This is a genomic window from Solibacillus ferritrahens, assembly GCF_037027585.1.
Taxonomy (GTDB): Bacteria; Bacillota; Bacilli; order Bacillales_A; family Planococcaceae; genus Solibacillus; species Solibacillus ferritrahens.
This window is the reverse complement of the sequence record NZ_JAXCLE010000034.1, coordinates 1-12657: the sequence shown is the minus strand read 5'-3', so window position 1 is coordinate 12657 and position 12657 is coordinate 1. Positions and strand designations below refer to the sequence as shown.

General features: G+C 37.5%; 11 protein-coding genes. 5 read left to right on the top strand and 6 right to left on the bottom strand.

Annotated elements, in window-relative coordinates; all coding sequences use genetic code 11:
• Positions 1-181: 181 nt before the first annotated feature.
• Positions 182-334, bottom strand: a complete 153-nt coding sequence (locus SNE38_RS18555; RefSeq protein ID WP_191702980.1) for a hypothetical protein — start codon at positions 332-334, stop codon at positions 182-184.
• Positions 335-571: 237 nt separating this feature from the next.
• Here SNE38_RS18555 and SNE38_RS18550 point away from each other — a divergent pair, with 237 nt between their 5' ends.
• The 4 genes from SNE38_RS18550 (at position 572) to SNE38_RS18535 (ending at position 5617) form a co-directional block, all read left to right on the top strand.
• Positions 572-1204, top strand: coding sequence for an HD domain-containing protein (locus SNE38_RS18550; RefSeq protein WP_336047102.1), 633 nt, complete (start codon positions 572-574; stop codon positions 1202-1204).
• Positions 1201-3087 carry an ABC-F family ATP-binding cassette domain-containing protein gene (locus SNE38_RS18545; RefSeq protein WP_336047101.1) on the top strand — a complete coding sequence of 629 codons (1887 nt, stop codon included), beginning with the start codon at positions 1201-1203 and terminating at the stop codon, positions 3085-3087. The genes SNE38_RS18550 and SNE38_RS18545 overlap by 4 nt, the downstream gene beginning before the upstream one ends.
• A gap of 10 nt (positions 3088-3097) precedes the next feature.
• Positions 3098-4216 (top strand): virulence factor, encoded by a 1119-nt coding sequence (locus SNE38_RS18540; protein ID WP_336047100.1) that lies wholly within the window; start codon positions 3098-3100, stop codon positions 4214-4216.
• Positions 4217-4420: 204 nt separating this feature from the next.
• Positions 4421-5617 carry an aldehyde dehydrogenase gene (locus tag SNE38_RS18535; protein WP_191702984.1) on the top strand — a complete coding sequence of 399 codons (1197 nt, stop codon included), beginning with the start codon at positions 4421-4423 and terminating at the stop codon, positions 5615-5617.
• Positions 5618-5919: 302 nt separating this feature from the next.
• On the opposite strand, the gene SNE38_RS18530 is transcribed toward SNE38_RS18535, so the two are convergent.
• Genes SNE38_RS18530 through proB form a run of 3 tightly spaced genes read right to left on the bottom strand, consistent with a single transcriptional unit; the run spans position 5920 to position 9200 of the window.
• Entirely contained in the window at positions 5920-6810 is an 891-nt protein-coding gene (locus SNE38_RS18530; RefSeq protein ID WP_336047099.1) for a DMT family transporter, read from the bottom strand.
• Between the two features lie 29 nt (positions 6811-6839).
• Positions 6840-8105, bottom strand: a complete 1266-nt coding sequence (locus SNE38_RS18525) for a glutamate-5-semialdehyde dehydrogenase (RefSeq protein WP_225223682.1) — start codon at positions 8103-8105, stop codon at positions 6840-6842.
• Between the two features lie 12 nt (positions 8106-8117).
• Positions 8118-9200 (bottom strand): glutamate 5-kinase, encoded by a 1083-nt coding sequence (gene proB / locus SNE38_RS18520; RefSeq protein WP_191702986.1) that lies wholly within the window; start codon positions 9198-9200, stop codon positions 8118-8120.
• 506 nt (positions 9201-9706) lie between these two features.
• On the opposite strand from proB, the gene SNE38_RS18515 reads away from it, so the two are divergent.
• Positions 9707-10201 (top strand): sigma-70 family RNA polymerase sigma factor, encoded by a 495-nt coding sequence (locus SNE38_RS18515; protein WP_336047098.1) that lies wholly within the window; start codon positions 9707-9709, stop codon positions 10199-10201.
• A gap of 35 nt (positions 10202-10236) precedes the next feature.
• On the opposite strand, the gene SNE38_RS18510 is transcribed toward SNE38_RS18515, so the two are convergent.
• On the bottom strand, positions 10237-10629 hold the full coding sequence (locus SNE38_RS18510) for a glucosamine 6-phosphate synthetase (RefSeq protein WP_336047097.1): 393 nt from the start codon (positions 10627-10629) through the stop codon (positions 10237-10239).
• 351 nt (positions 10630-10980) lie between these two features.
• The gene (locus SNE38_RS18505) at positions 10981-11823 is read right to left on the bottom strand and encodes a DegV family protein (protein ID WP_191702989.1); all 843 of its coding nucleotides are present in this window, start codon (positions 11821-11823) and stop codon (positions 10981-10983) included.
• Positions 11824-12657: the final 834 nt, after the last annotated feature.

Genomic DNA, 12657 nt, shown 5'->3' with positions numbered 1-12657 from the left:
CGAGAAAACAATGGACATTAAAAAAGATGACTCCGGCAACTTACCGAAGTCATCTAATTGCAGCATAAGAAACTGCTACATCGCTTTTTTTAAACTGTCTACATAATAGGGTTCAGTTCAATATTATGCGAATGCGTTTCTTTTGTTTAGAAAATTATTATTAATCACTGGCTTTAGTCCTTTAAAACATAATTTGGAACAGGTTAGTCACAATCATAAAAGTTGCGCTTGCACCATAGGCTACTGACCCGATTAGTATTGGAGAAATGACGATTAGGCCTTTTCGTTGGTTTTCATTCATATTTGGTGTAACCGCTTGCATTATTCGTTGCATAAATAACACACCCCTTTTTTCTGTTTTGTGGTTCTGTAATGCTATTATATGTTTAATATTTGTATAATTCAATAGATATGTTCACATTTTTGACAAAAAGTTTCATTAAGTCCTATATTGAGAAAAGAGTTTTTAGGCGGAACTTATAGAATGGCATGCTAATAACTTATGTACGAATTGTGTTACATGTTAAAATGAAAAGGTAAAATAATCTAATTTGGAAATGGTGAATGATATATGAGAGAACAGTTACAGCAATGTGAAAAGCTTGTAAAAGGAATATATGAATCAATGGATGCAAGTCATGATTTCCAGCATATTGAGCGTGTCTATAATAACGCATTGGCAATTTTAAAAACTGAACCTTCAGCAAATGAAAAAATAGTTTGCTTATCTGTACTGCTACATGATGTAAGTGATTCAAAATATACAACTGACAAGTCAAACGAAGAGCGGATTTTAAATGAACTGAAATTAACAGCAGAAGAAAGAAAGCATATTCAAACAGTTATTGCAGAAGTATCTTTTAATGGGGGCAATGAGTTACCGGCGACAACAATTGAATCGAAAATTGTACGGGATGCAGATCGCCTGGATGCTATAGGTGCCGTAGGAATTGCACGTACTTTTGCATATGGTGGTGCAAAAGGGCGCAAGTTGTATGATGATTCAGAAGAAGTGCGTTTTCAAATGACTGAAGACCAGTATCGTAGTCAATCAACGGCAAGTGTGACCCATTTTTATGAGAAACTATTATTATTAAAGGATTTAATGGTAACAGAAAAAGGGTGCGAAATGGCTGAAGAGCGCCACAACTATATGGTACAATTTTTAGATCAGCTAAAAAAAGAAAGAGACGGGATTTTATGAGTCATTTAATCGTATCAAATTTAACAAAAACAGTAGGCGATAAAACGCTATTTCAAAATATTGAATTCACAATATATGAAGGGGAACGTGCAGGCTTAATTGGCATTAATGGAACAGGAAAGTCTACATTATTATCCATTCTGGCTAAAAAGCAGGATGCGGATACAGTGGACTTTGACCACCCGAATAAATACCGCATAGCCTATTTGGAGCAAGATCCCCAGTTTTCAACTGATATAACAGTATTGCAGGCGGTATTTGATGGAGATTCTCCAATTTTACAATTAAACCGTGCGTATGAAGAAGCTGTTGCGGCATTATCACAAAATCCGCAATCAGAAAAATTGCAAAACGAGCTATTCCGTCTTCAGCTACAAATGGATACTGATAATGCATGGGACGTAAATGCATTGGCAAAACAAGCGTTAACAAAGCTTGGTATTGATATGTTTGATAAAAATGTAACGGAGCTTTCTGGTGGTCAGCAAAAGCGTGTTGCATTGGCGAAAGTATTAATTGAGCCAGCAGACCTTTATCTATTGGATGAGCCAACAAACCATCTGGATGTGGCATCTACAGAATGGCTGCAGGAGATGGTGTCACGATTAAAAGGGGCTGTTATATTCATTACCCATGATCGTTATTTCCTCGATGAAACGGCTACTCATATATACGAGCTGGCAGATAAAACATTATATCGCCATACTGGTTCATATGGAGATTTCCTTGAAGCGCGGGCAATTCGTGAAGAGATGAACGCGGCATCACAGGCAAAAATGAGAAATCGATATCGTGCCGAACTAAAATGGATTCGACGTGGCGCAAAAGCACGTACGACAAAACAGAAAGCTCGTATTCAGCGTTTTGAAACGTTGGACGATTCGATTGACCGTTCAAATGACCAAACTGACTTAGAGTTAGGACTAGCGACAACGCGTTTAGGAAAAAAAGTGCTGGAATCTGACGGCATTTCCAAAGCATACGGAGATCGCACTATTATTAAGGACTTCCAATTCCTATTGCAGTCAGGAGATAGAATAGGGATAATCGGAGCAAATGGCTACGGTAAATCTACACTATTAAATATGCTTGCAGGCGAAATTGAGCCTGATGCAGGAGAAGTAATTGTCGGCTCCACAGTGAAGCTTCTTCACTTTAAGCAAACATTGCCGCCGATGAATGAAAATGCGCGAATGATTGATTATATTCGTGAAGCTTCCAATGACATTACGGATTCTGAAGGTGTACGATATTCTGCTTCCCAAATGCTGGAGCGCTTCCTATTTCCGCTTAATTCCCACGGGACACCGATAAGCAAATTATCGGGTGGGGAGCGAAAACGCCTGCATTTATTGCGCCTATTGATGGAGCAGCCGAATGTATTGCTATTGGATGAACCAACAAATGATTTAGATATCGAAACATTGGGCGTGCTGGAAGACTTTATCGAAAATTTCCCGGGTGTCGTCATTACAATTAGTCACGACCGATTCTTTTTAGACCGTATTGCCAAAAAACTTTGGATTTTAGATGGCAAGGGCGGTGTATCAGAAAGTCTGGATGTGTATACTGATTACTTAGCGAAACGAGAATCGGAGCTCCAGCAGGAAGTAAAGGAATTAAAGCAGGAAAAGCCAAAAGTAGAAAAGCAAAAAAATGAAAAGAAAAAGTTGTCATTTAAAGAACAAAAAGAGTGGGAAACTATAACAGAATCCATCGCAAAAATGGAAGAAAAGATAATGCTTTTAGAAGAAGAGATTTCGACGGCGGGTTCTGATTTTACAATACTTCAGAAATTGACAGCAGATTTGGAACAAAATAATTTAGAGTACGAACAGTTGATTGAGCGTTGGAGCTATTTAGACGAAATAGTAAATGGATAGGAGCATAAAAATGAAAATTTTATCAATTGAACCGACACCAAGCCCAAATTCAATGAAAGTAATAATTGATCAGGATCTGCCATTTGGCAAAAGCTTTAATTACACGAAAGATAATATTGTGGAAGCTTCACCTGAGTTACAGAGCATTTTTGCCGTGGAAGGCGTAAAAGGTATCTATCATGTATCGAACTTTTTGGCGATTGAACGCAATGCCAAATATGCATGGGAAAATATTTTAGCCGATATTCGCCGTGCTATTGGTGGAGAGGCAACTGAAAGCACAGAGTTTGAGCTCAATGAGCATTACGGTGAAGTAAATGTCCATGTACAAATGTATAAAGCGATTCCGCTGCAAATTAAAGCATTTGACGGTGAAGGAGAAGTACGAATTAGTGCAGGAGACCGTTTTACAACAGCATTTAAACGTCTTCAGTTTAGCGTAGCAGATGAAAACTATATTTTCGAACGTAAATGGGTGGACTTTGGTGTTCGATACGGAGATAAGGAACAAGTGGCACAGGAAGTGTTGAAAGAAGTAGATGCACTTTATCCGCAAGATCGTGTTGAAACAATTGTCCAGTCAGCCAATGAACAAGTGGTAACAGCCGCGCAAGAGAGAAAAGAAGTGTCTTTAGGACAATATGAGCAAGTGGAAGATTGGCAGCAACGCTTCCAACTACTTGATCAACTACCAGATCCGGAAGTGAAGGATATTCCGTTATTGGAAAAAGCTCTAGAAGATGAACAGATGTCTGTTCGCCGACTTGCGACAGTTTATTTAGGGATGATTGAAGATGCGGCGGTAGTACCTGCTTTAACGAAGGCATTAAATGATAAAAGTGCAGCTGTTCGCCGTACAGCAGGTGACTGTATGAGTGATTTAGGATTACCTGAATTTGAACAGGCGATGATTGCAGCACTCGGCGATAAAAATAAACTAGTACGCTGGCGAGCAGCCATGTATTTGTATGAGGCCGGCACAGAGCAGGCGATTGACGCATTAAAAATAGCAAGTGAGGATAAAGAATTTGAAGTGAAGCTACAGGCGAAAATGGCTTTAGCCCGTATTGAAGGCGGGGAAGAGGCAAAAGGATCTGTATGGAAGCAAATGACAGAGAGTCGTAAGTGAAATGTTAGTGGGAAAGGTTTGAAAGAAGCCTATGAGCGTCGCAATTTTGCGGCGCTTTTTTACGTTTTATCCATTGTTAATACAAATAGGATTTTAGTCAGTATTATTTAATTTGTTCCAATGTTTTTTTATAGATTAAATGGAAATTTTTTATAAATTAGTATATATTTAATATTATAAAAATTGAAAGGTGATTCAAGCAATATGGAGTTATTATTGGAAAATTCGAGCGGTTTGGAGAATGAGCGAAAGGAAGCATTACTAAAATTATTGTATTCCACTTACTTTGAAGATCGTATTTTTTTAAAAAGCAGTGATTTTTATTTATATTTCCATGACTTATGGTCGCTTTTCGAAACAGGGCAAAAATATGAGCTAAATATCGTTGAAGATAACGTGAGGTTAAAGGATTGGCGAATTTTTATCCTGGAGTTTTTTGCTTCTAGAAATTTGGAAAAAATGCAATTTGAATATTTAACCAACTCTTCAGTCAAGAAGTTTCTCATATCTCTCTATATAATAAAAAAAATTGAAAAAAACTATATTACAGCCCTTGGTAAAACGCTGAAGCTAGAAACTATAAAAAAAGAATACTCATCGGACATCGATCTTGCTATAACTGGGGAACTATTATTACAGCAGGAAATACTGTTAAAAGTTCAAAGCAACTGGTATGTAAATTTATATAAGTTTAATACAGTATATGATCAAATCATTGAAGAAATATTAGAAGAAACCCATGCGGTAGAGCAGTTATTTGGTGAAAAAGTTTGGGATATTATTAGTAATGAGAATTTAAAAAAAATGATGGATTTCCTGGAATCGAAACATTTTTCAGAAGTGTTATTCTGGAAATCGAAATTTCAGTCAGAGCAATTTCTGAAGATTGGTCTGGATTCTAAAAGTACATATGTGTTTTGCGTTCAAAAAGATATTTCAATGAGAAAAAGTATAAACTTACAAACAGCACTGGCATTGGCAGTAGCTGAATTCTCGCAAAAAAATGAACATAATTTTGTTTATGTGCCTTTTGCACAAAGCATCGACCAAGAAATGATTGCACTTAACGGAAAGATAGATTTTAATGATTATGTTGGATTTAATAATACTTATGATAATAAACTGCAACCAGTTGATTTTAAAAGTGTAATTAATTATGCCTTTACGTTGCTGAAACTTGGACTATCACATAGCAGTGGTGGAAAAGTTTATTTGTTATGCAATGAACTATTGTTTGAAAATTTCCCGCAGGAAGAAGAATGGAAGGAAGCTGTTACACAGTATAAACAATTGAAAATGATTGAAATTGTCGTTATTTTTATCGGCGATAAATCGAAGCTTCAGGATATTTGGTTTGCAGATAAAATATTGGTTCCAAAACAATTGGCTCAATTCAGATAACAAAAAACTCTAATTAGTATGAGTGATGCTTCACCTTACTAGTTAGAGTTTTATTTTTGTTAAGGAAATTATAGATTTTGGCATTATGGATAACTTTGAAATAAAATGTTGTCCACGGCTAGGCTAAAGTGCCACCTCCTCGCACCATTAGGTCGCTCCGTGCAAAAATGGTGGCGCTTTTACTTTTGCGTCGGGCCCTCCAACGTCTTGAGGCTCACACGATGTGAGTCATTGTGGGCATGCCATAAGGTTGTTGCGTTTTGCCCACTCGAAGTTGAACGGGCTCTTTAGCGCTTTTGTTCTTAGGAACTATTTGACTTCACAGTTTCGGCATGTTGCGGGGGATAAAGAACGGTATAAAAAATACTGCCGAAAATAAGTATAATACCGGCTACTTGCAAGAAGCTGGGTCGGAATGACAGGAAGATGGCATCGAGTAAAATAGCTACGACAGGATCTACAAAAACAAGTACAGATACAATAACTGTCGGTAAATCTCGTATACTGTCAAAAAACAAGTAGTAGACAAATCCAGTATGAATAAATCCTGTTCCGAGTATATATAGCCAGTTCGTATTCGTTAAATTATTAAATGCAGTAAAATCACTTAATGGAAACAGTATGACGATCCCTACAATGGTTTGGATGAAAGTTAACGCATAGGACGACATGCCCTGAATCGTTTTACTCGTAAACATTGTTAATGCATAGCATATCGCTGATAGCAATGCCCATACAAAACCGGAATTCATAAATTGTGCAATACTTGTAAAACTATCGATGCCAACTATAAGGATGCTTCCAAAAAAACAGATGACTGTCGCACAAATTGAACGTATTCCCATTTTCTCCGCCAAAAAGACAGAACCTAACATCAATACAAATATAGGTGCTAGATTATAGATGGAAATCGCAATCGATATAGACATTGCTTCAAATGCCTTAAATAAAAACACCCAGTTCAGGACGATAAATATACCGCATAATAAAGTCTTTAATACTTCTTTTCTTTCCCAAACTTCTGTTTTATGTCCACCAGTTATTAGCCAGAGCGCTCCTAAAAAGATAGTTGCGCAAATGCAGCGGATAAACACGAGTTCCACAGCAGGTAAGCCTGTCTGAGTAGTAAAAAAACCAATGGAACCGAAAATAGCCATAGAAATAGTGAGCTTAATCATTGAGCCGACATTCATAGTGGGAACCTACTTTCTGTAAACAGCAATTATTGTCGAATTTGACCGTTACCATGAATGAAATATTTGGTAGAAGTTAATGCAGGTAACCCCATAGGTCCACGAGCATGCAATTTTTGTGTTGAAATGCCGATTTCAGCACCATATCCAAATTCAAAGCCGTCTGTAAAGCGGGTGGAAGCATTATGATAAACGGCAGCGGCATCAACAGAATTTAAAAATACATTTGCATTTTGTACATTATCTGTAATAATTGCCTCAGAATGATTTGTTCCGTAATGATTAATATGATGGACGGCCTCGAAAACATCTTCCACGACTTTTATACTTAATGTTAGATCAAGAAACTCCTCAGCATAGTGCTCGTCCTCAGCAGGAATTGCGTCACTTAATAATTCACACACATGCTCGTCGCCATAAATTTTAATTCCGAGCTCATGATGCAGGAAATGTAAAAAATCTTTCCCATGAATATTGAAAAAATCCTTATGAATAAGCAGACTTTCCGCGGTATTGCATACAGAAAGGCGCTGTGTTTTTGCATTTTTCACTATTGATTTGGCCATCTCAACATTAGCTGAAATATCCAAATAAATATGGCAGTTGCCGGCCCCTGTTTCTAAAACTGGGACTGTTGATTCGCGAACTACTAAATCAATCAATTTTTTACCGCCTCGTGGAATGAGAACATCTAAATATTCGTTTAATGTAAATAGTGCTTTTGCAGTTTCGCGGCTCGTATCTTCAATGAGCAATACAGCATCGGTAGGGTAGTTCACTGCTTCTAAAGCGCGGTGAATAGATGCAACTAGGGCCATGTTGGAATATTTCGCTGAAGAGCTTCCACGTAATAGAACCGAATTGCCTGTTTTTAATGAAAGTGTAGCAGCATCGACTGTTACATTCGGTCTTGCTTCATATATCATGCCGATAACACCTATTGGTACACGTTTTTTTATAATGTGAAGACCATTTTCTTTCGTAATTTCCTCAAGGATTTCACCGACTGGATCTTTCAGTTGAATAAGCTGGATGATGGCATCGCTCATCGCTTTGATACGCGTTTCATTTAATAGAATACGATCAAGTGTGGCATCGTCTAATCCATTTTCTTTTCCGGAAATTATATCTTTACTATTTTCAGATAGGATTATGTCCATGTCAGTCAAGAGCTGATGCGCAATACTTTCCAAAGCTTTGTTTTTTTCGGATGTATCTTTTACATTTGTTTCGTAGCTTGCCTTTTTAGCGCGCTTTCCTTTTTCAATAACTTCATTTGCCATTACTTTTGTCATAATCCTACCTCCTTATATTTTTACCCATTGATTCCGGTGAATAACTTCAATTGGTACATGCATCAGGTCAGCGGTCTGTTTACCCATCGCGAGCTCTAATTCAGATGACGAATACATCACTTCGCCGCGTCCGATGCATGTATGGCGGTCATAAACTTCAACAACATCACCTTTTTCAAACTGACCTTCAAATGCATATATACCAGCAGGCAATAAACTTTTCCCGCCAAATTGTAGGGCCTTTACGGCGCCTTCATCGATAAATAGCTTACCTGAAGACTTTGTCAGCTTTACCCATTGTTTATTCGTGGGAATGGCTTTTTCATTACATTTAAAATAAGTGCCGTCCCCTTTATTTTCTAAAATTTCAATTAATTTTTCCGAGCCGCATCCTGTACCGATAAACACATCTACACCGGCATTAGTCGCAAATCTTGCTGCCGCCAGCTTTGAACGCATACCGCCAGTGCCAACCTTTGATCCGGAACCGGAAGCAAATTCTAACATTTCATCCGTAATTTCCTCGATAACATCTATCCGTACGGCAGTCGGGTTTGTTAGGGGATTGGCCGTATACAATCCGTTGACATCCGTCAGAATTACTAATTGATCTGCATGTATTAAACCACTTACTAAAGCAGAAAGCATATCATTATCACCAAAAGTTAATTCAGCAACCGAAACTGTGTCATTTTCATTAATGATCGGAATGATTGAACGTTCCAGCAGCTCCGTTAAAGTTTCATACGCATTTTTATAGCGCTGTTTATCGCTAAAATCGGAGTGGGTTAATAATATTTGTGCTGGTGTCACCTTATACGTGTCGAATTCATCTGAATAAGCTTGGATCAAAACACTTTGGCCAACAGCCGCAGCTGCCTGCCTACCTTTCAGTGTGACGGGTCTAGAGGAATAGCCCAGCTTTCTGAACCCGGCTGCAACTGCCCCTGAAGATACTAATATAACTTCATGACCGGCCTGTTTTAGTGCTGCAAGTGCCGCTACATGGTCCTGAAATTTTTCATAATCGAGCTCACCTTTAGTGTTCGTTAATGAGCTGCTTCCAATTTTTACAACAACACGTTTTCTTTCCATAAAAACGCCTCCAATGACATACAAATAAAAAACACTTTTCATCCTAGAAATTAGGACGAAAAGTGCAGTTTCCGTGGTACCACCTAAATTGAATGTATAGTCATACATCCCACTTAATCTCATAACGCTGAGTCGGCGCCTATTTTTTAGGAGCTTGTTGAAGTAGGTTCAGTAGGTTTTGCTATGCCATTCTTACAGCCTATGGAATGTGCTCTCTTGTCTAGCCAAGTGCCACTTACTCGTCTTCAATATGCTTTTACTTTTTCTAATAGCATCATGCATGATAGGCCGTTTTTTGTCAATACCAACACAAATTTTCGATTTTAAAATTGTGCAGAAATTATCGATTTAGACGATTTTAATAGAGGAAAACTGCATTTTTAGGCTAATTATTATTTATTTTGTGCTATTTCCGTAAAAACTGCATTTTGCTCGTTTTCTCGAAATTTTTTAAGTTTGTACTACCTAGGAATATTGGTTGTGCACAGCTTAAAGGATTGGAATTTATGCAGGAAATCGAGCAAATTATTCTCGATCATGAAGAGTTAATAAAAAAGGCTATTTTTAAGTTGAAAATTTACCGTGATTTTGAAGAGTATATGCAGGTAGGGCGGATCGCTTTATGGAAAGCTGCTAAAAGCTTTGATAAAACGAAAGGGGAATTCGCGATGTTTGCCTATATGACAGTCAAGTATGCAATTACCCGGGAACTTTCCAGATCGATTGATGTGAGCGAAAGTGAGATTTCTGTGGAAGAAGAGGTATATTCCAATGTAGAGCAACAGCCAGCTATTCAACCTAGTCTTGAGTGGCCAGAATGGTTTAGTAAATTAAAGGAAGATGAACAGTTTTTACTAAAAGCGTTGTTTCTTGAAGACTTAAATTTAAAGGAAGTTGCGGATAAATATGGTCTTCCTTATGAGGCACTAAAAAAAAGGCGGCAGCGATTATTTACTAAAATCAGGAAGATAGTGGAGCAGAGAAAAGGGGAGACATATTAAAAAAAGTGGAGGCTATGACACATCCACTTGGTCTATTATTGCAATAAATTTAAAAAAGCCGTTCGTTGTTCTTCAGTTTGCTGCTCTCCATTGACTAGCATGGCACCTAAGCGATATTCTGTTTGTCCCTTTTCAACAACGTACTGCAAATTGATGGGCTGAACCGAATTTTCATACTCACATTCACCTTTAAATTCAACGACATGCTCCATCATTTTCGTTTGGAAATATTCCCAGCGGCTTTTTTCACAATAATTTGTAAAGGCATCTCCAGTAGTAATAGTGCTATTTTCTATGACTGGAGTTGCTTTTATGTATGTAATATAGTCATTATCAGTAACTGCTTTTTGCGGACCAAAAAAGTAAAAGAATACACCAATAACTCCAATTGGTATAATCCAAAAGATTGTTCGCTTTCTTTTTTCCATATAATAAATCCCCCTTTTTCTATTAGTAGTATAACATTTGGTAGTTGTTATTTTCTACATTGCGATAATATATAACTCGTTAAAATTAAATTCTACTTTATTAAGTGTCTACTTTGTAGCCGCTGTTCTCCGTTACGGCTGACGCTTTCCTGGGGGCACGGCTCGAGCCTGTAGTCTCTCCCACGTGCATGTCCCCATGGAGTCGCCGCCTTCACTCCGAACAACTTCAAGCGGAAATTTGGATTTCTTAAAAGCTTATTTGGGTTTCATAGTAAAAATAAAAGAAAAGAGAAGTTGCAGATCACATTGCAATTTCTCTTTTGCATGAGCGGAACTATGTCCTGGCCTTATCTATTTTTTCATCCATGAAATTGCAAGGGTACCTTCACCCATATGTGTTACGAGGGATGGGCCGAAGTAGGCGAGTTTAAAATGGACAGTCGGAAATGTGGTTTGCAGCTTTTCCATCCATGTGCGACCTTGCTGCTCACAATTCGCATGCATAATGACAGCCTGCAATTCCCCATATGTTTCCACTGCTTGCTGTAGTAAGCCTCTTACTCGCAATACGGCTTTTCTTTTTGTCCGAACTTTTTCAAATACAGCAATTTTTTTATCTTTTATATGCAAAATCGGCTTGATTTGCAACAAGCTGCCGATCACGGATGACGTAACAGATAACCGTCCGCTCCTTTGTAAATGGATGAGATCATCCACAATAAAATAAGCATCCAGCGATTTTTTTAAATCTTCCAGCCGTTCTAAAATTTGCTTGGCAGATGCGCCATTTGCAGCTAATTTAGCCGCCTCAATAACATATGACGCCAATGGACCTGCAGCAACTTCCGAATCGAATACAGAGATTTTTACATTGTCGACCAATTGGGCTGCTTGCAGCGAACAATCGTATGTGCCACTCACACCACTTGATATATGGATTGCCAGTATTTCATCATATTCTTTTCCTAATCTTTCATAAAGTTCTACAAATTTACCGATAGATGGTTGTGAAGTCTTTGGGAATTCCTTAGTAGTATGTACAATTTCGTAAAATTGTTCTACGCTGAGTGTGAGTTCCTCTTCAAAAGTAGCATGATTAAAATGAACGTTAATCGGAACAACATGTATATTATATTGTTTAAGTTCTTCAAGCGGTAAATAAACTGTACTATCAGTCACAATTGCAGTTTTCATGTTTTACACTCCTCAAAGTAATAATAGAACAAAAATAATCTTATTTTATATTTACGTAAGGATTGTACAATTAGAACTATTTACAGATCATATAGAATATTTTATTGGTTACCCTAAAGATCGCTCAGCAATTAATGAATCACAGAATACAAAAAGAGACCTGGAATATAAATTCCAGGTCATGTGATTACTACTTTTCATCCTCCATGACACGCTGCCTCGCTTTCACATTAATTTTCTAATGAAAATTTGTGCTTAAGCTATAATCAGTTTTGAAGAACCTTTAGAGACGATCATTCGCACTCATCGGGTTAACCCTCCTAGTCAGTTGGATTGGAAGTGAAATCTTTAATAGTATAGGTCGATTATTATTTTTTATACATTTTAGTTAAAAAAAATTGTCTCATCACCATAACATGGGGAAGATTTTATAATAAAATTTCACTTGATTGATTGGTGGGCTACGGCAAGACAGCGCTAAAACCACGTGATACGTGTCTTTATCACTGCCTTTATTGCCTTTTGCGAGGTCCACCAATCCGAAAATTTTCCCTCGTTATAAAGTGGTGGAATAAAAGCACTGAAGCATCCGACCAACTTTGAGTGGGCAAAACGCCTTAGTGGACAGAAAGTGCCTTATTAAGTTTTTAATTGCCATTCTAAAATAAGGGGAGATTTTACCGTTATTTAAATGATGTAGCTCATTTTAGGATAAATAAGGGAACGTTTTACCGTTATTTTAAATAAAATCCTGAAATTTCATGTTTTTTAGGTCAATAACGGAAATCCCTTCCGTTATTTTCACTATTTTTTATGTTATTTTAAAAATAACGG